Below are 20,005 nucleotides of genomic sequence, written 5' to 3'. Positions count from 1 at the left end.
AAATTACCCCCGTAATGCCTGATCCAGATCTGCAATCAGGTCGTCGATATCCTCAAGCCCGACGGAGAACCGGAGCAATCCGTCCGTAATGCCGCGATCACGCCGTACTTCGGCAGGCATGGCGGCATGCGACATCATCGCAGGATAGGACAGGATGCTTTCGACCGCTCCGAGACTCACGGCAACAATTGGAAGTTTCACGCGGTTCAATACGGCTTTGGCACGCTCACCGGACCCTACATCAAAGGATACAACGGCTCCATATCCGCTCGATTGACGCTCATGCACTTCGCGGCCGGGATGCTCCTGCAGCCCTGGATAGAAGACAGCCTCGATGTCACTGCGTCCGCTGAGCCATGCGGCCAGTTTGGCCGTGCTCTGTTCGCTGTGCGCCATGCGTGCGCCCAGCGTTTTCATCCCACGCATGAGCAGCCACGATTCCTGTACGCCAAGCACGGTGCCCAGACCGTTTTGCAGCTGCTTCAACTGGCGTCCCAGCGACTCCGTACGCGCAACGGCAAGACCTGCCAGCACGTCACTGTGTCCTCCCAGAAACTTGGTCGCACTGTGCACCACGATATCAACGCCAAGCTCGATCGGACGCTGGTAATAAGGTGTCATAAACGTGTTGTCCAAAATGCTGATCAGGTTATTTTCCTGAGCCCATGAAGCTACCGCGCCGATGTCGGTAATTTTCAGCGTCGGGTTGGACGGTGTTTCAATATATACTGCTTTGGTGTTTGGCTTGATTGCCGCCTTCACCTCGCCGAGATTCGTCATGTCCACGAATGTCGTCTCAATGTTCATCCGGTTCAAAATGGACGTCAGCAGGCGGTAAGTGCCGCCGTATACGTCTTCCGTCACGATGACATGGTCCCCGGCAGAAAACATCATAAACACGCTGGAGATCGCCGCCATGCCCGATGAATAGGCAAAGCCTCGTACGCCGCCTTCCAGCAGGGCAATATAATCTTCCAGCGCCTGGCGTGTCGGGTTGCCCGAACGGGAGTAGTCATGCTGCGGCGGATTGTGAATATCGAAATGATGGAACGTCGAAGCCTGATATATCGGCACGCTGGAAGCGCCGGTGGCCTTGTCCACCTCATCGCCGAAATGAAGCAATTTGGTATCGAATTTCAGCCGGCTTGCCTGTTCGTTCCCGTTATGGTTCTGCTCACTCATGGCTTTCCCCTCCTTCAACTTCGCGCTGCGCTGCCTCAAGCGCACCGCCCAGGTCGGCAATCAGGTCATCCACATGCTCGATGCCAACGGAGAAGCGAAGCAAACGGTCATCCACGCCTACGGCGTCGCGGATTTCAAGCGGGATGTCGGCATGTGTCTGCACGGTAGGATACGTCATCAACGATTCGACCCCGCCCAGGCTTTCGGCAAAAGCGATCAGCTTGATATGGCGCAGGACCGGCTCTACATAACGGGCATCCTTCACCTTGAAGGAGAAAATCCCGGTGTTACCGCTGGACTGTTTGTTTTGCAGCTCATGGCCTGGATGATCCGACAGACCGGGATGGAACACTTCGGCCACTGCAGGATGCTCCAGCAAATACTTCGCAATCGTCAACGCGTTGTGCTCATGGCGTTCCATGCGGAGAGCCAGCGTTTTCATCCCTCTCATCAACTGGTAAGAATCGCTCGGGGACAACACGGCACCGATGGAGTTATGCAGGAATGCCATTTCGGCAGACAATTGCTCGCCTTTCGTTACGATCAGACCGGCAAGCACGTCATTGTGACCGCCCAAATATTTGGTCGCGCTGTGGATGACGATGTCGGCTCCAAGCTCAATCGGACGTTGGAAGAACGGCGTCAAGAGCGTATTATCGACGATGGTCAACAGACCATGGCTTTTCGCCCAAGCACTAACGGCCTCTATATCTGTGATCATCATCAGCGGGTTTGTCGGTGTTTCAATGAATACCGCCTTTGTATTCGGTTTGCGCACTTCTTCAAGCGCCGCGAGGTCATTGGTATCTACATAGCTGGCTGTTACGCCGAAACGGGATAAAATCCGTTCCAGCAGGCGATAGGTTCCGCCATACAGATCCAGCGACACGATTAGATGATCCCCCTGTCCGAACAGGGAGAAGATCGTTTGCAGGGCAGCCATGCCCGAACTACACGCAAACCCGGCATCGCCGGATTCCAATGCAGCTGCTGCTTCCTCCAACACTTTGCGGGTCGGATTGGTCGTGCGGATATAATCGAACCCGGTGCTCTGCCCCAGCTTTGGATGGCGGAACGCCGTTGATTGATAGATCGGAAAATTCACCGCGCCCGTGACCGGTTCATTGACGGACCCGATTTGGGCCAGTCGACTTTCAATTTTCAGCTTGTTGTCTTCCATTGCTGCATCCTCCTGTTATCACAATTAAATTTGCGGACCAATATCGTAAGGGGTTTCCTGATACACATAGTAATTGAGCCAATTAGAGAATAATAAGTTTGCATGCGCCCGCCAGGTTGCCGGAGGAACACGGGAAGGGTCGTCATTCGGGAAGTAATATTTCGGCGGATCGATGTTCAATCCTTTGGCCACATCACGATCATATTCCCATTTCAGCGAAAGAGGATCGTATTCGGCATGGCCTGTCACGAAAATTTGCTTGCCGTCCTTGGTGGCTACCAGGAACACGCCTGCCTCCTCCGACTCGGACAAAATTTCGAGATTGTCGTTTTTCAAAATATCTTCGCGCCGTACTTCCGTATGGCGGGAATGCGGGATGTTGAACACTTCGTCAAATCCGCGCAGGAGCGGAACATGGGATTTGTTCACCGTGTGCGGGAAAACGCCGAAGCATTTTTCGGCCAGCGGAATTTTCGGCACGTCAAAATGATGATACAAACCCGCCTGCGAAGCCCAACATATATGCATGGTCGACGTAACGTTGGTTTTGGTCCATTCGAAAATCTCCTGGATTTCCTTCCAATAGTTCACGTCTTCGAAATCCATCTGTTCCACTGGGGCGCCGGTAATGATCATGCCGTCGAAACGGCGATGCTCAATCTCGTCAAACGTTTTGTAGAACAGGTTGAGATATTCCTGAGACGTGTTTTTGGAGGTATGGGATTTCGGATGCACCAACACGATGTCCACCTGAATCGGCGTATTCCCCACAAGGCGGAGCAATTGGGTTTCCGTTGTTTCTTTGGTCGGCATCAGGTTTAAAATAGCAATGCGCAATGGGCGAATATCCTGCTTGTAAGCAGACGATTCATCCATTACGAAAATGTTCTCTCCCGCAAGCACTTCCTTTGCGGGCAAGGCATCTGGTATTTTGATCGGCATGGTGTGTAACTCCTCCTTAAGCATAGATAGATGCAGGCTTAGCTGCCAAGAGCTGGTCTCCGAGCGCAGACGCAATGTCCACATGCAGCCCTTGTCGTCTACGGGACAGCCTTAAATTGCTTAGCGAAAATCAGTGCTGAGAAGTCGGTGCATATACCAGAACAATCGGATGCCCAAAGCCCAGTCATTCCGATAATTATAACAAAGACCTTCCTCGGACTCCGAGAAAGGTCATATGTAAAACGGATATGCGCCTCTCTCATCTCTCAGTAACAACAGTGCCTCAATGTATGTGCACTTAGTCGCTGCAAGAATTAGCACCGTGCGGTTATGCCGCCGGTTGCCGGGTTTCATCGGGCCAGTCCCTCCACCTACTCTTGATAAGATTTCGCCGTATTCAATTGTTGATAGCATGTTTAACGTATACTTTAAAACAATAACGCCTACTCGTCAAGCATATGTTTGCAGGTCTGTTTTTATGAAGCGGAACCGTTTGTTCCCTACATTCATAGACTGCTGTGTGGCGCCAAAATCGACACATTTTTACGCTTGAAAGCACCATGTACGAGCGGTATACTAGACAAGTGTTGCATACCCTTATGTGAGAGGTGACATATTCAATGGATGGCGACCCGAGGCCTGATTGGCAGACGAGTTCCAGCAAACTGCATAGTGAATTGACATCAGCATGCCGGCAGCGGGACGTTTATTCCGTTTGGATACCAAGTCATCCCGTCTGATCTCCAGACCCCGCTGCCGACCGGCTGATCTGTTCCTTTGCGCCCTAATTCAAGAGTGATCCGCCATAGTGGCGGGTGCAGAAGGAGTGGATAACGATGAAAATCCGGTTGGTAAACAACGGTGTATTTATCCCGGTGGACGATATTGAACAAACGCTGACGCCACCAGCAGAGGGATTCTACTGGATCGATGCAGACGTTGACGATTTGGCGGTGCTCCAGCCCCTGTTCATGATCCATGACCTGGCGGTGGAGGACTGCCTCAGCGAGGACGAACAGCGTCCAAAAATCGAAATTTACGAAAATCATTATTTTATCGTCATTAACAGCATTCGATTCGATGATGAGGAAATCTTCTTGCGGGCTGTCAACCTGTTTTTGGGCAGACATTTCATTATAAGCGTGACCAAACAAAAGGTCAGCGAGCTGCGTACACTGAAGCCCATCTTATGGGAACAGGAAGCCAACACGCCGGACCGTTTCTTGTACTTGTTGATCGACTTGATCGTCGACAATTACTTCACGGTGGGCGATCGGATCGAGGCCCGCATCGAGAAGCTCGAGGAAGACATTCTGATGCACACCAAAAAATCCCACCTGAACGAAATCATCGGGCTTCGCAGTGAGATTTTATGGTTGAAAAAAGTACTGGGACCTCAGAAAGAGGTCATCAATACGCTGAACAAAAAAGATTTGCGTCTCATCGATGATCAGCTGCAAAAATATTTCAGCGACATCTACGAGAACGCCGTTAAAATATCGGAGACATTCGAAACGTACCGGGATCTGATGGGCAACTTGCGCGAAGCCTATCAATCCAGCATCGCCAACCGCGCGAATGAGATCATGCGTGTTTTTACCGCCATCACGACGGTATTTATGCCGCTGACGGTCATTACCGGAATTTACGGCATGAACTTCACGAACATGCCTGAGCTCGATTGGAAATATGGTTATTTCGTCGTCATCGGCATCATGATTACTTTAGGTTTGAGCATGTTCTTTATTTTCCGCAAAAAAGACTGGATTTGAACAACCTATGCAACTGTCAAACGGTCGACGAGGCAGCCCTGGTTTCGGGTATGCCTCGTCTTTTTTTTGCCTCCGTCACAACACCCCTCCCGTTTCCGTTCTCCCGGTGTTATCCTGCATTTTTCGCGGTTTCTGCAGAGCGGCGAAAACGAATGCGAATCATGCGCAAACGCTCGTACACTTGCTCCAAATTCGTTCCGCTAGGTCTGTCCGGGCCATATACTTTCTGCATCACAGGTTTAAGAAACGAATCGCCAAGCACTTCATACGCATTCCACACTGCTTCCTGTTCTTCCTCGGGCATCACGGCCAGTTCGGCATCCAGCAAGGAATCCGTGTCGTATCCTTCGTCATCCAAAATTTCAAGCCATTCAATCAGTTCCCTGCGCGACAAACCGGACCGATTGACGATCTCTTCCAAAGTAAGTCCTTCTTTCATGCCTTCAAGCACCTGTTTGCGCGTCGTAAATTTTTCCAGTTCCTGCTTGTATTTATGCTCCTTCTGTTTGTACAGCCAACTCTCGTATTCTTCTTCCTTGAGCGCGGCATATACCCAATCGAGCGGAAAATCATGAGATCGCTGCATGCCATGCGTATGCTCGAGCCACTCTTGGCCGTATTCGGACGCTTTGCTCTCGCCCACGCCCGGGAGCTGCATCAACTCCTCCAACGTTTGAGGAACATATGCGCTAATCATGCGGAGCAAGCGATTCGTCGCGATGAAATACGGGGCTTTGCGGTCCGAAGCGGCTCGTTGCCTGCGCCAGGCGCAAAGATCCTCGTACAACACCTCATTGCTGTGCAATTCGCTGTAACATTGCAGACGCTGTCCGCCATAACCGCGATCTTTCAACTCGTCGCCGTCATGAAACAAGCCTTGCAGCAGCGGTCGATATCCTTCACCCATGCGCGTAGCCAACTGATGGCGGTAAACATGCAGCAATTCGTCCCATGAATCCCCCTCGTACCAGACCATATCCTCGCGATCTCCTGCTTCATAACGGCTCCACACCAACTGCCAGCTTCCCTCTTCTTCACCGATCCACAACTGGGCAGGCTGCTCTTCCTGCTCGAACATTCTGGTTAATCTGTTCATGAAAATAATTTCCATCTTGGACTCCTCCTTATGTTATAGCAGAGCACAGCCAACCAGACACCATGCCAGGCCATCATGCTGATGGGCAGCACAAAAAGCACCCCTCCTGCAATGTAATGCAAGAGAGGTGCTTCCTCATCAACCGTGCTATGCTGTTGTTCATATCATACCATATTGGAAAAATTCGTCAACCGTTTCGAAGGTAAAAAGAGGCATTATTTCTATATTGCAAATAGAACAAACCTATTTTTCCAATGCTAATTTCGCAAGCGCAAGCGAACCGCACAAGCCCGCGTTATCGCCCAGTCCAGGCGGAACGATATACTGATCGATTTCGGATTGAATCATAGGATGCTGGACGTATCCAGCCAGAAGCTCCTGCAGTTTGCCCTGAATCATCGGGAAGAGGTGCTCTTGCTTCATGACCCCGCCACCCATAACGATCTTTTGCGGGGAGAGGATCAGCACAAAGTTCATCAATGCCTGTGCCAGATAATGGGCTTCGAGCTCCCACGCCTTATGGTCCGGCGACAGTTCATAAGCCGGTTGCTCCCAACGTTTGTTGATCGCCGGACCTGCTGCCAACCCTTCCAGGCAATCGCCGTGATAAGGGCAGAAGCCTTCATACGCATCTTCTGGATGACGGCGCACCACGATATGTCCCATCTCCGGGTGGGATAAACCGTGAACCATTTTGCCCCCGACGACCGCACCTGCCCCGATGCCTGTCCCCACGGTGATATACAAGCAGCTGTCCAACCCTTGAGCAGCCCCCCAAGTAGCTTCACCCAATGCTGCCCCGTTAACATCCGTATCAAACGTCATTGGCACGTCGAAATGCTCTTTCAGTTTGCCGATCAGGTTGTACTGCCCCCAATGCGGTTTTGGCGTTGTCGTAATGTAGCCATAGGTCGGACTTCCTTCGATCGGATCGATGGGTCCAAAGGATCCTACCCCAAGCGCCGCGATATCTTTGCCTTCAAAGAAAGCGATGACTTGAGCCATCGTCTCTTCCGGCGTTGTCGTCGGAAAACTTACCCGTTCAAGCACCTCGCCTTGCTCTGTCCCAATTCCACACACAAATTTGGTACCACCTGCTTCAATTGCACCTAAAATCGTCAATTCAGTCACGCTCCCATTCAGATCATCAGTTGTTTTCGTTGTCCAGCTTGTCCAGCCGTTGGAGCAATGTTTCTCTCCAACTATCCGACAACGCGGAAATAGTCAAAAGCGAACGCATCGCAGCAGCATCCTGCTTTCCTTGATGCATGATCCGGTTGGCTTCCATTACGGTCATCGATGTTTCATCCGTGGTCACACGTCTAAACGCCGAACCAGGGCCGATTTCACCTTCACGGAGTACGCGAAAATAAAATCCGGTATGCCCGCTTTCCTGAAAATAGACCGGAAGCTCTTTGTAATCATACCTGGCGCCCAATTTGAAACATGGCTGCCTCGGTTGGCTGACCTGTACGACGGCTTCACCGAGTTCAAACACGTCGCCAATCCGAATCACTTCTTCCGGACAGCCCGCCACCGTCAGATTTTCACCAAATGCCCCCCAGTCAAGCCTGCGATCCATCAGCTGCTCCAAAGCCGGGTAACGGCTGTAGTCATAAACGCAGAGGGCCTTGTCCGGTCCGCCATGGTGCACCAGGTCGGCCTGGCCATCCCCGGCCAAACCGGTGAACGACAGGAATACCTGTGTCGACACGGGCGTTTTCACGATGCCGCTCAAAACTTCCCGCTTCTGGCCAGGCAACGGCCGGGGCTGCCCAACGTTGACCGCAAGCACGGCTGGGCCAGCCTGATCTGACTTCGGATGATGCGTCATCTTCATCATGACAACCTCCTATGCTTCTCCGTTTTATTTCACCGAACCGCCGAATACAAGGGTGTTGCTAAGCAACCGCCCTGGGGAAGTCAGCATCTTGCCGCCGGCATAAAGGCCTGAAGAGGCTCCGCCATCCAGGTTCATCGCTTGTTTGGCTCCAAGCTTCTGCATGACGGCAGCCCACTCCTTGATCGTGGCTCCCGGAACGGTAGCCAGCATTACGGAGCCGTCAGCCATGATGGCGATTCCGCTTCGAGCGCCTGAAGCGTTCAGAATCTTGGTATCCTTAAAGCCCTCGCTCACCGGATTCACCGCCACTTTCCCGTCTTTTACCAAACGTGGACCGGCTCCTACCGCTGTCACAACATCTTCCCAAGGAATCTCCTTGCCTGAGGCATTCGTGTATTTATAGTTCATCTCTACGGCAGAGCCCACGTCAAAACGATCTGCCATGGATTTCAGCGTGCCTGAGAAGACCAGAACCGATCCGTTCTTCGGAATGGAGACGTTATTGTTTGTTAACTTCTTCGTCACGACACCCTTTTCGATCACCACGGCGATCCCGCCTTTGAATCCGACCTTGCCGCCTCGCTCCGGCGTATACAACATGCTGATGTTGGCGTTTTCCGCTGGCGTGCGGTTGACAAAGGTAGCGTACCAGCTGCGCGGCTTGCCGTCTTTGCCGGTAACCTTGCCCGTCAGGCTCACCTGCAATGAATCCATGATCGCCGTGCCGTCCGCTTTGAAACCGATGCTTGTTCCGTATCTTCCGATATGTATCACTTTGCTATTGGCAATCAGCATGCCGTATGGGTCCGGTGCCCCGTTATAGGCCTCGAAGAAAGCTCCGTTAATCGCGGCTTGCGCACCGTAAGCCTTTACGATCGATGGCAGCGTAGCTGTCTGTCCCACTTGTTTTTTGGCAAGTCCCACCGTCACCGGCGTTCCTTTCGGAATGCTGACCGTTTGCACCGTAAAGGTGCGTCCTGCCGTTTTCACTTTTTGTACTTTGGTGCTGATTGCCGCTTTGGCTTCTGCTGTTTCGGGAGCGCCCACGGCTCCTGACAATAATACCGGCAAAGCCAGGATCAGGGCCATTGCCCCGGTCCACCACTTTTTGCCGATTCCTCGCGTGTTCATGCTGCTCAACCTGTCGCCACTCCCATCCAAGAGCCGAGGCTCTTCATCTCAAGTTGCTCGAATTTGTCCATGACCGCATCCGGGTCAAGTTGGAACTCGCATACATCCAATGCGCAAGCTACGGGTACTTCACAATGAATCTCTGCCAATCTGCGGGATAAATGAAGCATGTCCAGATCGTTCTCGATCTTTTTCCGGACCGAAGGCGTCAATTGATCCAAATTATCCAAAATTCCCTCAATGGAGCCGTACTCCTGCACCAGTTTGAGCGCCGTCTTCTCGCCAATGCCGCGAACGCCCGGATAATTGTCGCTGGCATCGCCCATAAGACCCTTCATGTCAATGATCTGACGCGGGGCAAGCTGCTTCTCTTCCATCAAGGAATCGGGAGTGTATACCATGTAATTGCCGTGTCCCTTTTTCATGATGATCACGCTTGTCCGGTCATTGATCAGCTGCAGCATGTCATGATCCCCGGTCAACACCATGACGTTCATGTTGTTCTGCTCGGTGTAGTATTTGGCGAGGGTACCGATACAATCGTCGGCTTCAAAGCCTTGAGCCCCGATATTCGGAACGCCAAGACAGTCCATGACCTCACGAATCAGCGAAAATTGGGGAATCAGATCATCCGGCGCTTCCGCCCGGTTCCCTTTGTATGCCGCATATTCTTCACCGCGAAACGTCTTGCCTCCCATATCCCAGCAGCAGATGACATGGCTTGGCCCAAAAGTCTGGACCGCATCCCAGAAGTAACGGATAAACCCGTACACCGCGTTGGTCGGCAATCCTGCCTTTGTACGTCTGATATATCCGCTCGCAGATGTCGCATAGAACGCCCTGAACAACACTGCCATACCGTCTACCAGCAACAAAGTAGGTTCATTACGTTGATTCACTTCGAATTAATCTCTCCTGTCTTCTATATCAAAAAATGACCGCTATAATTCTAACATTATAGCATAGTTCCGCCAAGCGGCGGCCAGCCAAAAAAGCCCTGTTTTTTGGACGATACCGGAAACGTCTTGTCGATCAGGGCATGCTTCAAACCTAACTCCATACCTGCTCGAACGTCTCTTCCTTGAATCCGACAGTGACCTTTGTTCCGTCCGTGACGATGGGACGTTTGATAAGGCGGCCATTCGATGCAAGCAAACGAATTTGCTCGTCCGTCGACATGCCCGGAAGCTTGTCTTTGAGCTGCTGCTCCTTGTAGACCTCACCGCTGGTGTTGAAAAACTTCTTCACGTCAAGCCCGCTCAGCTCGATGAGTTGTTTCAGTTCCGCCTCGGAAGGAGGGGCGTCAAAGATCGGCACCAATGCCAACTCGTGCCCCTTGCCTTCCAGCCATTTGACCGCTTTGCGGCAGGTGCCGCATTTGGCATATTGATAAACTTTCAATCGGCTCATGATTCCTGTTCCTCCGTATTCTCGTTCTCTTGCTGCAAGCGCTGCTTCAGATCCTGCAAGTCTGCAGGAAGCGGGGCATGGAACGTCATTCGCTTACGCAAAATCGGATGCTCGAACGACAGCTCGCATGCATGCAAAGCCTGCCGATCGATCCAACCGTCCCGCTCAGCTCGCAAGGCCACCGTTCGGGCGTCAATGCCCGCGTCCGGCAATGTTTGGTACATGCTGTCCCCGATCAGCGGGCAGTGGATCGACGTCATATGCACGCGAATCTGATGCGTCCTGCCGCTTTCCAGCTTAAGGCTCACTTCGCTCGCCGTTCCTCCATCCCATTTCGCTAATGTCTTATAGAGCGTACGGGCAGGGTAACCGTCCGGCGTGACGATCCGGCGATGCGGCTCCTCGGGGTCGCGGTCGATCGGACCGTCGATCGTCCCTTCTTCCGGGGTAGGGCTGCCGTGCACAAAAGCGATATAACGCTTGTCTACCGTGCCTGCTATCATCTGTTCCGACACATGCTGATGCACATACGGATTTTTGGCAATGGCCAGCACGCCCGACGTTTCCTGATCCAGCCGATGCACCGGACGAAAACGGACACGTTCGCCTTTGGCTTTCCAATAATGCACGACGCCGTTCGCCAATGTTCCCGTATAGTGACCATGCGTAGGATGTACGATGATGCCTGCATCCTTGTTTACGATCAGCAGGTGCTCATCCTCATATAAAATGGAAAAAGGCAGTTCTTCGGGAAGAATATCATCCGACTCCTCCTGCTCCATCCGAATTTCGACGAGATCTCCTGCAGCCACCTTGACGCTGATATACACTCGCTCTCCATTCAACATAATGCCGTGCTCTGTCAGCTTCAGTCGTGACAGAAGTTTGCGCGATACGTGAAGGCGTCGCTGAAGGACCGTCTTCAGCAGCCAACCTTCCTCCTGCTCGGATACCGTGTATGTGATTGGTGTGTAATAACCGTTCATTGGTTCCTTTTCATTCCTTTGCCGTTCATTCCTCACTCTTTGCCTCTTTGCGGCGGAAAACCTTTTTGCTGCGAACGTATTCAACATCCTGTACCTGCTGTCTTGCATTGGCGGTCCGGGCAACCACAAAGAAATAGTCCGACAGCCTGTTCAAGTAACGACGCACAGACGGATTGATGTCGGTATGCTGCCCTAGCGTGACTGCCCGGCGTTCGGCACGACGGCACACGGTGCGGCATACGTGAAGCGCAGAAGACAGCAGGGTGCCCCCAGGAATGATGAACCGCTCCACTTTCGGATTTTCGGCATCGAACAGATCAATCCATTGCTCCAGCCGCGCAACCTTGTCGTCTTTTACTTTATACCGATTTTCCGTAATGTTGACAAACGCCAGATCGGAGCCGCAATCAAACAGCTCCTGTTGAATCTCCGACAGCTGTTCTTTCAGGTCTTCGAACGAGCCCTTTGCATCATCGATGAGGCTGATGGCCTGACCGACAAAACAGTTCAACTCATCAATCGTGCCATAAGCCTCCACCCGATCGTCGTCCTTGACCACTCGTCCTCCGATCACCGAAGTCTGCCCTTCATCACCGGTTCTTGTATATATGCCCATCTTGATCCCTCCATTGGCTAAATCTTTAACGTCAGCGTTCCCATGAGCATGGGTAAGATCGACTACATTCTTCTTGTCCTCAACTTTACCAGTATACTTGACCTGCGGGTGTGACGGAAATGCAAATTTTCAGAAACCAACCTCAGGCCCTATACGTATACCACAATTGGTATGTTCTGCGAATGCGCGCCAAATCTATGTCATTTTATAGTAGAGGAGACGATTATGCAAAACTGGATCACCGATTTCATGGAACAATACGGATACATCGGCATTGCGTTGATCATTGCCCTGGAGAACGTGTTCCCGCCCATTCCTTCGGAAATTATTTTGCCTTTTGGCGGATTTATGACCACCTATACCGGCCTCACCCTTCCCGGCGTTATTATCGCGGCAACGATCGGTTCGGTGCTTGGTGCCATCATCCTGTACGGCATCGGGCTGCTGATCGACGTTGAACGCCTGGAAAAAATCGTGGATCGCTGGGGCCATATCCTGCGCATCAAGAAGGAAGATATCCACCGCGTCGATGCTTGGTTCGACAAGTATGGGATATGGACGGTATTGTTCTGCCGCATGGTGCCGCTGGTTCGCAGCCTGATTTCCATTCCGGCAGGCATGTCCAACATGAAATTTGGCCTGTTTATTCTCTTTACAACGATTGGCACACTGGTCTGGAACATCATCCTTGTTTCGGTCGGCGCCGCGCTTGGCGCATCGTGGGAGAGCATTTTGGAGTTCATGGATGTCTATTCACTGGTTGTTTATGTCATTGTTGCGATTGCAGCCATTATTTTTGTCATCTGGTGGATCAAACGGATCAAATCCCGCAAGTAACAAACTCGCTTAAATAGATACGGATATACATGAGTAAAGCCTCGGTCCCTCCCTAAGTGGAATGGCCGAGGCTTATTGCATGGGTTCAACATTTATTCATATCGCAGCGCATGTGATTTCAAATCAATGGCCAGCCCTGAAACGAGCATAAACATCCGATCCGAGTGAGATTGAAGCATCCGGTTCACGGACGCCATGCGAGCTGCGAAAACTCGCTCTTTCTCGGAAGGTTGCAGCGATGCATGCATTTCGTTCGTAATGACGAGCAGTTTTCCCTGGTACGAAAGCAATGCGCCAAGCAATTTCTGGGTATCGTTCCTCTGTTCGTTCAGATTGTCACAGACGTCGAAGCTCGCCGCCATCCATGCGGTTAGGCTATCCACAATAAGAATGCGCTGATCCGCCAAATAAAGATTCGATTCCCGGTTGATCTGATCAATAACCTGGGCCAATTGGGGCCCTTTCACTGCCGATATGGCCCGGTAATGAGCGGACGGCAGCTCCGGATTCACTGGATCATGGTCGCCTGTGGACAAATAGATCCCTTCCCGGCTAATCCGGGCTGCATAGTCGAGGGCAAACCGGGTTTTGCCGCTGCCGACGCCGCCTGTGACCGTTATCAGCAATCCGCTCTCCTCCTCTGTCGATGTGTTTGAATGGAAGCTCTCTTATTCTGTCAACGCCTTCAAAACTTTTTTGGCCTCATCCACATTGGAAGCGGACACCGGAATCGTGGCAAACAAATTGCTGGCCGCATATTTCACGTCCTTGAACATTTGCATCTCCTCCAGCGGAATACCGTAGAGATGAGATTCTGTTTTGATGTCAGAACCGTTGTCTCCCTCGCCCTGCTCAACCAGGACGCCTCCGTCAAACACACCCCGTTTGTATTTCTCGGCATCAAACGTATCTTCCAGCGGAACATTGGACCCGCTTTTTCCATATTGTTTCATGTCTGCCTCGGGCAAGATGAAAATGTCATGTCCACCGGCCGCATACTCGACCAAAATTTTTTGCACGTCGTACATCGCGCTAGTAATGACTTCAACCTTCGGTTCTTCACCCAGTTTTTGCTGCAAATTGGTTTGCAGCTGTTCGGAAATGACCGACGGATTGCCTTGATTATCAATGATGAAAATGGTAAAACCATCCTTGCCGCCACATCCGGACAGCATCAAAACGATCGAAACGATGAACAGCATTCCCCAAAACCTTTTCATCCCCATTCCCCCTCTATTCTCCTAACTACAAATATATCACAATTATCCCACTCGCAAAAACAGCGTGCCCGTCCAGGCCTCTTATGCCTTTTACAAGACCATTTTGTATCATTTGTCTTTTCTCAACGATCATCAAAAAAGACCCCGGATGGGGGTCTCATTTCCTTACAGGTAACGTTTTCGCTCAAGGACAAAATTATTTGCCTTTTGTCGGTTTCTGCTTCATGTAATATTCGTTGATTTTCAGATCGAGCAAGCTGCTGATTTCAATAACGATATCCGAAGTGAAGGATTTCTCCTCCAAAAATAACTGTTCCATTTTGCATCGCAACATATGGATCTCTTCTTCCAAGGAAACGTTATGCAAAGATGCGTGGTCAGGGTTCACCGACCATCGGTCGCCATGATCGCCTTCTGCCAAATAATGTCCACGATTCGTCGGTAAATCATATTCAACACAGAACAAAGCTAACCCTCCTTGGAATGGATTTTATTTCAATTTTATGAAAACTTATTTCAAAATGAAATTATATCATAAAATCTTGTAAAAGAAAGTTATTTTTTCCGTATATCCGAAATGTAACATCAACAGCTTTTGCTACAATCTGTTATCCCTCTTTCAACACTTTATGGACAAAATTTCCAATCCGATCCAATGCCTCATTCAACTGCGCGACAGATGTCGCATAGGAACACCGCAAGAAGCCTTCACCTTGAGGCCCAAATACGTTTCCTGGCACGGCGGCTACCTTGTTCTCCGTCAATAGGCGTTCGGCAAATACGTCCGAGCTGAGCCCCGTCTTTTGAATGCTCGGGAACGCATAGAACGCGCCCTGAGGCTCGTGACAATCGAGACCGATGTCTCTGAATCCTTGCACGATCAATCGTCTCCGCTGGTTATACGATTCCACCATCCGGTCTTTTTCGGCCATTCCGTTCCTTAATGCCTCCAAAGCAGCTACCTGACCCATGGCCGGCGCACACATCACCGTATATTGATGAATCTTCAGCATCGCCGAGATCAACTCGGGATGCCCGCACATGTACCCGATTCTCCAGCCCGTCATGGCAAATGCTTTGGAAAAACCGCTGACCAGAATCGTGCGATCCTTCATGTCGGGGACGGCTGCAAAACTGACATGCTTTTGGTTGTACGTCAGCTCGGCATAAATTTCATCCGCGATGACGATCAGATCATGCTTTTTGATTACCTCAGCGATCGGCAGCCAATCCTCATGCGTCATGATCGCTCCCGTCGGATTGCTTGGATAACAGAGAATGACGACCTTGGATTTAGGCGTGATCTTGGCCTCAAGCGCTTCTGCCGTAAGTTTGAACTGGTCCTTCGCATACGTTTCGATGCCGACCGGCACGCCGCCGCCTATGGAAGCAATGGGAGAATACGCTACATACGACGGCTCCGGGATCAAAATTTCGTCTCCTGGCACGATGAGCGCGCGCAAGGCCAAGTCAATGGCTTCACTGCCGCCGACCGTTACGATGATTTCGTTTTTTGGATCATATTTCGTATGGAATTGAGTATCCAAATACTCGCTGAGCGCCTCCCTCAGCTGGGGCATGCCCGCATTGGAGGTGTAGCTGGTCATGCCGCGTTCCAACGAATACACGCACGCTTCGCGCATATGCCACGGCGTGATGAAATCCGGCTCGCCGACCCCTAGCGTAATGATATCCTTGTTGTCTCCGACCAAGTCGAAAAACTTGCGGATGCCGGAAGGAGGAATTTGCTGAACCAGTGGCGACAAATATGAATTCATGGTTTTGGTGCTTCCTGTTGTCTGTTCATTCAATATCATGACACATCTTCCTTTACGGCGAGATCATGAGACGGTTATCTTCTTGATGGTCCTCGAAAATAATCCCGTCCTGCTTGTATTTTTTGAGAATAAAGTTGGTTTTGGTCGAAAGGACCGAATCGATGGGAGACAGCTTCTCCGACACAAAATTGGCTACCTCGCGCAGGTTGCCGCCCTCGACTTCGACGAGCAGGTCATACGCGCCAGACATCAAGTAAACGGATTTGACCTGAGGATACAGATAGATCCGCTCCGCAATCCCTTCAAAACCGCGCCCCCGTTCAGGCGTAATTTGCACTTCGATCAACGCCGTGACCTTCTCGTCGTGCACTTTGCTCCAGTTTACGACCGTGGCGTACTTCACGATGACGTGTTCTTGCTCCAGTTCTTCGACAGCCTTTTTGATATGTTCCTCCGGTTCGCCGAGCAGTGTCGACAACAATGCAGGAGTTCTTCTAGCATCTTCCTTCAACAGATCGAGAACTTTCAATTGCAAATCGTTCAAATCCTTCATGCCTTTCCCTCCAGCACTTATCAGGTTCCTGAAAATGAATTAATACTAATATTACATGAATTTAACGTCTGTGCAAACACAAAAACCGCCTGCTCGGAATTCAGGCAAGCGGTGGTATGCTCTGCTTTTTTCGGATTCAAAACTCGTTCCGGGAAATTACACGTAATAGGGATTGCCGTAATTTGCCGGATGCTGCGGAACGTTGGGTGCATGGTTGTACGTGGCAGATTGCGTGCTTTTCTCCTGCACGAACTGCTGGCATTTCTGCTGCGCTTGATGGGCAGACTGGATTTGCTTGTCTATGTCCTGGCGGAGCGCCTTCGACGAAGCGGAATACATATTGTTTTGCTGCATCAGATTGAACAGCTCGCCCTGCAGCCTGAGCGTATCGTTCGTCAAATCCATAAACATTTGGCGAACCGCCGGACAAGCCGCTTCCGTTGTGGCGGTCGTATACTCGCGCGCCGTGCGTCTCAGGTTTGCGAGAATCGAACTGAGCAGGTCTTGTTCCTGCATAAAACTTCCCCCGGATGACAAAGATTGAGAATACACAGGGCTTCCTCCTTCAGCGTTTTTGATTTTGGGCCTTACTGGGGTTGCGTAGGAGCAATGGACTGATGCTGGTGCAGCGCGGCAGTCAGCGTGTTCAAATGCTGTTCATGGGAGCGAACGTACTGGTTCAAAGCTTGCTGGATTTGTGCAATTTGCGTGGTTGAGGCCGTTGCCGCACACTGCTTGATCAACAGTTCCTCATTGGAAATGGAGTCCGCGATGTAATTCAGCTCTTTGGGACTGAGTGCCTGGATTTGCGCATGTTGCATAGGAATGATCCTCCTTAACCTGAAGTGCATGCGGGATTATTTTTACCTTGTCTTCCGAAAGTATACAGAATCCCTTACCGAAAAGGAGTTGCCCCTCTTGGAACTTGTATATGGTACGCCCTTCTGGCCTTCCACGATGACCGATGCGCCAACATACCCTGTGCTGCAAACGGATCTTACATGCGATTGCCTCATCATCGGTGGCGGCATGGGAGGCGCATTAGCATCACGGCTGCTTGCCGATCAGGGGGTGGATACGGTCGTCATTGAAAAAAGAAACATTGCTCACGGCAGCAGTTTGGCCAGTGCCGGTCTGCTGCAAAACACAAATGACAAAACGTTGACCTCTTGCATCCATACATTCGGCGAATATACCGGCGTCCGGTTTTACGAACTTTGCCGGGATGCCATGGCGCAGCTCGAACGACTCGCGGGTACGCTGGATACGGATCCTTGTTTCATCCCAAGAAATAGTCTTCGCTTTGCCAGCAGTCAAGAAGACATTCACATACTGGAGAAAGAGGCCCGGACTTTGCAGCGATACGGTTTCGACGCAGCGTTTTGGGATGCCGGCCGTATTAACAAGCACCTCTCGATTAGCAAACCAGCTGCTCTTTTAACCCGAGGCGATGCCGAGGTGAATCCGTTTCGTTTCGTACACGGTTTGTTTCATTCCGCTGCGAAAAAAGGGGTCCGGATCTTCGAAAAAACGGCCATGATCCATTGCGATTTCCTCAAAGACGGCGTGTTGTGCCATACGCCGGGTGGACGGATTCATGCTCGCAAAGTGATTTTTGCGACAGGATACGAAACCCAGTCCATCAAGAAGGATCAAACGGCCTATCTCCAGACTTCCTATGTCATTGTAACCAAACCTTTGCCGGATCTGAGCAGTTGGTATGACCGCTATCTCATTTGGGAATCCGCGCTTCCATACACATACATGCGGACAACGATGGACGGAAGAATCGTGGCAGGCGGGATGGATGAAGATTTGCCGCGCAAGGATCAGAGAGAGCACCGAGCCAAGCATTGCGGCGAACAACTCTTGAAGAAGGTTCGTGCGTACTTCCCTCTGCCAGACCTGGAAGTCGATTTCACATGGGGGGCCGTATTCGGCAATACCCATGACGGGCTGCCATTAATCGGCCCCCATCCGGAATTCCCTCATTCCTATTTTCTTGAGGGTTACGGAGGGAATGGGACGGTATACAGCATGATTGCAGCCTCCATACTGGCAGACGCCGTTACGGGTACTCCAAACGGAGATATGGAGCTCTTTTCACTTACACGAACCAACAAACCCTCTCCCGCATCATGGAAATAAGCCATGGAGCAAACTAAAACAGGGTACTTGCCCGAGAACTGAACTCGGCGCAAGTACCCTGTTATTCTTTTATTTTCGCTGAGGTGCCCTCGGATCATGCGTGCTAAGCAAACTGCGGATGGCAATCCATCCCACAAGCGGAAATGCACCCAGGGCAACGATCAACCATACCATCTCTTGCAACGATGGCTGACTCTGAACGATGACCAAAAACGATGCCAACCCCAACAGTCTTCCGGTCATGAGGCATAGCTCTCTCAATACGACAAGTTCCACTCTTTTCTCCACGTTTTCGTCACTTGTCCCCATCAGATCGAAACCTGCCGAAATCATCGGCAGCATGTACAGCGGCATGCCGATGGCCGAACCGATTCCCATGAACAGCAAGGTGCCGTAACCAACCTTCCATAATAGAGGCAGAAGAACCAAGAACAACAATATCGCTCCGGACAGCATCCCCATAGACCTGTAACGAGGTTTGAACCATTTTCCTGCGGCCCAGTAACTCACCAGCGCGACGGATGAAGTGATCAATGAGAATTGCCCAAGCTTATACTCCTGTTGGGTGGCGACATATACGAGCAGTGCGATCAAGAATGCAAAAACACCCTCTCGCACCCCCTGAGCGATCAACCCCACGCCAAGTGGTCTCCAGGGGCTGCCCTTACGGGATAACTGCTTCAGCGGTTCCGTCCAACAGTATGTACCGCTGACCTTTCTTTTTTTCAGGAAAAAGCTGCACACGACGGCAATGACATAGATGACAAGCGATACCGTAAATATGAGCCGGTACCCGGTATTGTCAGCCATCCGTGAGATGATCAAACCGGAGAACCAAGGACCAACGATGCCCGTCACGGAGCCCAGCAGCCCCACCCATCCGTTGAACAAATCCCGGTTTTCACGGTCAGTCACCTCAAAATATACAACGTTAAAGGCAAGCCAGAACAACCCCAATGAACAGCCGAGCAGGATGCCCAGCGGCCAGATCCAATCCACCGCCTTTGGCCCCGCCCACAGGACAAGCATGTAGAACAAGCCCGATAACCCGGTGCCCAGACGCAAAGCGATCATTTTGTCATGTTCCTTGACCCATTTTCCGGCAAGCCAGAATGTTGCGCCAAGAGCAAGCTGTTGACTCACGGTGAACCATCCCAGCATGCTGTAATCGGGCCGGCTTTTCCACAAGTAGACATTCAGAAATGTTCCGGACAAAGCCCCGGCTAACGCAAACAATCCATTCACGCCAAGCAGCAGAATGGATTGTCGGCCCAGAGTAACCTTCATCTGCTTCCTCCTTCATCCACCTGA

General features: G+C 51.3%; 22 protein-coding genes and 1 riboswitch. Of the genes, 3 read left to right on the top strand and 19 right to left on the bottom strand.

Annotation, left to right across the window (positions count from 1 at the left end; translation table 11 throughout):
• Positions 1-3: 3 nt before the first annotated feature.
• Genes SNR34_RS08875 through metA form a run of 3 tightly spaced genes read right to left on the bottom strand, consistent with a single transcriptional unit; the run spans position 4 to position 3,304 of the window.
• Positions 4-1,182: an aminotransferase class I/II-fold pyridoxal phosphate-dependent enzyme gene (locus SNR34_RS08875; protein ID WP_486181727.1), complete on the bottom strand. Its 1,179-nt coding sequence runs from the start codon at positions 1,180-1,182 to the stop codon at positions 4-6.
• A complete protein-coding gene (locus SNR34_RS08870; RefSeq protein ID WP_486181726.1) occupies positions 1,175-2,362 on the bottom strand; it encodes a PLP-dependent transferase in 1,188 nt (395 codons plus the stop codon). The genes SNR34_RS08875 and SNR34_RS08870 overlap by 8 nt, the downstream gene beginning before the upstream one ends.
• Positions 2,363-2,386: 24 nt before the next feature.
• Positions 2,387-3,304 carry a homoserine O-acetyltransferase MetA gene (metA, locus tag SNR34_RS08865; RefSeq protein ID WP_486181725.1) on the bottom strand — a complete coding sequence of 306 codons (918 nt, stop codon included), beginning with the start codon at positions 3,302-3,304 and terminating at the stop codon, positions 2,387-2,389.
• 256 nt (positions 3,305-3,560) lie between these two features.
• Positions 3,561-3,691: riboswitch (SAM riboswitch) on the bottom strand.
• 449 nt (positions 3,692-4,140) lie between these two features.
• Between metA and corA the strand changes: the two genes are divergently transcribed.
• A complete protein-coding gene (gene corA, locus SNR34_RS08860; RefSeq protein ID WP_236415924.1) occupies positions 4,141-5,076 on the top strand; it encodes a magnesium/cobalt transporter CorA in 936 nt (311 codons plus the stop codon).
• 109 nt (positions 5,077-5,185) lie between these two features.
• On the opposite strand, the gene SNR34_RS08855 is transcribed toward corA, so the two are convergent.
• From SNR34_RS08855 to SNR34_RS08820, 8 genes are all read right to left on the bottom strand, one after another.
• A complete protein-coding gene (locus SNR34_RS08855; RefSeq protein WP_236415925.1) occupies positions 5,186-6,187 on the bottom strand; it encodes an HRDC domain-containing protein in 1,002 nt (333 codons plus the stop codon).
• A gap of 228 nt (positions 6,188-6,415) precedes the next feature.
• Complete coding sequence (locus SNR34_RS08850; protein WP_290371448.1) at positions 6,416-7,294, bottom strand: ROK family protein; 879 nt, start codon at positions 7,292-7,294, stop codon at positions 6,416-6,418.
• A gap of 25 nt (positions 7,295-7,319) precedes the next feature.
• Positions 7,320-8,015 (bottom strand): MOSC domain-containing protein, encoded by a 696-nt coding sequence (locus tag SNR34_RS08845; protein ID WP_486181724.1) that lies wholly within the window; start codon positions 8,013-8,015, stop codon positions 7,320-7,322.
• A 24-nt stretch (positions 8,016-8,039) separates the two neighbouring features.
• Positions 8,040-9,146: a phosphodiester glycosidase family protein gene (locus SNR34_RS08840; protein WP_486181723.1), complete on the bottom strand. Its 1,107-nt coding sequence runs from the start codon at positions 9,144-9,146 to the stop codon at positions 8,040-8,042.
• A 5-nt stretch (positions 9,147-9,151) separates the two neighbouring features.
• Complete coding sequence (locus SNR34_RS08835; protein ID WP_486181722.1) at positions 9,152-10,045, bottom strand: 5'-3' exonuclease; 894 nt, start codon at positions 10,043-10,045, stop codon at positions 9,152-9,154.
• 151 nt (positions 10,046-10,196) lie between these two features.
• Positions 10,197-10,556, bottom strand: a complete 360-nt coding sequence (locus tag SNR34_RS08830; protein ID WP_486181721.1) for an arsenate reductase family protein — start codon at positions 10,554-10,556, stop codon at positions 10,197-10,199.
• Complete coding sequence (locus tag SNR34_RS08825; protein ID WP_486181720.1) at positions 10,553-11,542, bottom strand: RluA family pseudouridine synthase; 990 nt, start codon at positions 11,540-11,542, stop codon at positions 10,553-10,555. Before SNR34_RS08825 ends, SNR34_RS08830 begins: the two co-directional genes overlap by 4 nt.
• A gap of 25 nt (positions 11,543-11,567) precedes the next feature.
• A complete protein-coding gene (locus tag SNR34_RS08820; protein WP_486181719.1) occupies positions 11,568-12,158 on the bottom strand; it encodes a cob(I)yrinic acid a,c-diamide adenosyltransferase in 591 nt (196 codons plus the stop codon).
• A gap of 225 nt (positions 12,159-12,383) precedes the next feature.
• Here SNR34_RS08820 and SNR34_RS08815 point away from each other — a divergent pair, with 225 nt between their 5' ends.
• Positions 12,384-12,995: a DedA family protein gene (locus tag SNR34_RS08815; protein WP_236415931.1), complete on the top strand. Its 612-nt coding sequence runs from the start codon at positions 12,384-12,386 to the stop codon at positions 12,993-12,995.
• Positions 12,996-13,087: 92 nt separating this feature from the next.
• Here SNR34_RS08815 and SNR34_RS08810 read toward each other — a convergent pair whose 3' ends face one another.
• The 7 genes from SNR34_RS08810 to SNR34_RS08780 all read right to left on the bottom strand — a co-directional run bounded on the left by SNR34_RS08810 (position 13,088) and on the right by SNR34_RS08780 (position 17,367).
• Positions 13,088-13,621: a bifunctional adenosylcobinamide kinase/adenosylcobinamide-phosphate guanylyltransferase gene (locus SNR34_RS08810; protein ID WP_236415933.1), complete on the bottom strand. Its 534-nt coding sequence runs from the start codon at positions 13,619-13,621 to the stop codon at positions 13,088-13,090.
• Positions 13,622-13,663: 42 nt separating this feature from the next.
• A complete protein-coding gene (locus SNR34_RS08805; protein ID WP_236415934.1) occupies positions 13,664-14,215 on the bottom strand; it encodes a type 2 periplasmic-binding domain-containing protein in 552 nt (183 codons plus the stop codon).
• Between the two features lie 196 nt (positions 14,216-14,411).
• The gene (locus tag SNR34_RS08800; protein WP_236415936.1) at positions 14,412-14,681 is read right to left on the bottom strand and encodes an aspartyl-phosphate phosphatase Spo0E family protein; all 270 of its coding nucleotides are present in this window, start codon (positions 14,679-14,681) and stop codon (positions 14,412-14,414) included.
• A gap of 142 nt (positions 14,682-14,823) precedes the next feature.
• Entirely contained in the window at positions 14,824-16,032 is a 1,209-nt protein-coding gene (locus tag SNR34_RS08795) for an aminotransferase class I/II-fold pyridoxal phosphate-dependent enzyme (protein WP_290371449.1), read from the bottom strand.
• A 13-nt stretch (positions 16,033-16,045) separates the two neighbouring features.
• Complete coding sequence (locus SNR34_RS08790; protein ID WP_236415938.1) at positions 16,046-16,546, bottom strand: Lrp/AsnC family transcriptional regulator; 501 nt, start codon at positions 16,544-16,546, stop codon at positions 16,046-16,048.
• Positions 16,547-16,702: 156 nt separating this feature from the next.
• Positions 16,703-17,098 carry a spore coat protein gene (locus SNR34_RS08785; RefSeq protein WP_236415940.1) on the bottom strand — a complete coding sequence of 132 codons (396 nt, stop codon included), beginning with the start codon at positions 17,096-17,098 and terminating at the stop codon, positions 16,703-16,705.
• A gap of 35 nt (positions 17,099-17,133) precedes the next feature.
• A complete protein-coding gene (locus SNR34_RS08780) occupies positions 17,134-17,367 on the bottom strand; it encodes a hypothetical protein (protein ID WP_236415942.1) in 234 nt (77 codons plus the stop codon).
• 97 nt (positions 17,368-17,464) lie between these two features.
• Between SNR34_RS08780 and SNR34_RS08775 the strand changes: the two genes are divergently transcribed.
• Positions 17,465-18,694: an NAD(P)/FAD-dependent oxidoreductase gene (locus SNR34_RS08775; protein WP_343259771.1), complete on the top strand. Its 1,230-nt coding sequence runs from the start codon at positions 17,465-17,467 to the stop codon at positions 18,692-18,694.
• A gap of 69 nt (positions 18,695-18,763) precedes the next feature.
• On the opposite strand, the gene SNR34_RS08770 is transcribed toward SNR34_RS08775, so the two are convergent.
• Complete coding sequence (locus SNR34_RS08770; protein ID WP_486181718.1) at positions 18,764-19,981, bottom strand: MFS transporter; 1,218 nt, start codon at positions 19,979-19,981, stop codon at positions 18,764-18,766.
• Positions 19,982-20,005 lie beyond the last annotated feature (24 nt).

The sequence above is a fragment of the Paenibacillus sp. XP01 genome (assembly GCF_057364885.1).
This window is presented reverse-complemented; position numbering and strand designations above follow the sequence as displayed.

Excerpts from the sequence above, each read along its gene's own strand:
- metA (WP_486181725.1), bottom strand. The coding sequence starts at position 3,304 with ATGCCGATCAAAATACCAGATGCCTTGCCCGCAAAGGAAGTGCTTGCG.
- SNR34_RS08875 (WP_486181727.1), bottom strand. The coding sequence starts at position 1,182 with ATGAGTGAGCAGAACCATAACGGGAACGAACAGGCAAGCCGGCTGAAA.
- SNR34_RS08805 (WP_236415934.1), bottom strand. The coding sequence starts at position 14,215 with ATGAAAAGGTTTTGGGGAATGCTGTTCATCGTTTCGATCGTTTTGATG.
- SNR34_RS08795 (WP_290371449.1), bottom strand. The coding sequence starts at position 16,032 with ATGATATTGAATGAACAGACAACAGGAAGCACCAAAACCATGAATTCA.
- corA (WP_236415924.1), top strand. The coding sequence starts at position 4,141 with ATGAAAATCCGGTTGGTAAACAACGGTGTATTTATCCCGGTGGACGAT.
- SNR34_RS08855 (WP_236415925.1), bottom strand. The coding sequence starts at position 6,187 with ATGGAAATTATTTTCATGAACAGATTAACCAGAATGTTCGAGCAGGAA.
- SNR34_RS08845 (WP_486181724.1), bottom strand. The coding sequence starts at position 8,015 with ATGATGAAGATGACGCATCATCCGAAGTCAGATCAGGCTGGCCCAGCC.
- SNR34_RS08780 (WP_236415942.1), bottom strand. The coding sequence starts at position 17,367 with ATGCAACATGCGCAAATCCAGGCACTCAGTCCCAAAGAGCTGAATTAC.
- SNR34_RS08830 (WP_486181721.1), bottom strand. The coding sequence starts at position 10,556 with ATGAGCCGATTGAAAGTTTATCAATATGCCAAATGCGGCACCTGCCGC.
- SNR34_RS08825 (WP_486181720.1), bottom strand. The coding sequence starts at position 11,542 with ATGAACGGTTATTACACACCAATCACATACACGGTATCCGAGCAGGAG.
- SNR34_RS08770 (WP_486181718.1), bottom strand. The coding sequence starts at position 19,981 with ATGAAGGTTACTCTGGGCCGACAATCCATTCTGCTGCTTGGCGTGAAT.
- SNR34_RS08820 (WP_486181719.1), bottom strand. The coding sequence starts at position 12,158 with ATGGGCATATATACAAGAACCGGTGATGAAGGGCAGACTTCGGTGATC.
- SNR34_RS08790 (WP_236415938.1), bottom strand. The coding sequence starts at position 16,546 with ATGAAGGATTTGAACGATTTGCAATTGAAAGTTCTCGATCTGTTGAAG.
- SNR34_RS08815 (WP_236415931.1), top strand. The coding sequence starts at position 12,384 with ATGCAAAACTGGATCACCGATTTCATGGAACAATACGGATACATCGGC.
- SNR34_RS08870 (WP_486181726.1), bottom strand. The coding sequence starts at position 2,362 with ATGGAAGACAACAAGCTGAAAATTGAAAGTCGACTGGCCCAAATCGGG.
- SNR34_RS08840 (WP_486181723.1), bottom strand. The coding sequence starts at position 9,146 with ATGAACACGCGAGGAATCGGCAAAAAGTGGTGGACCGGGGCAATGGCC.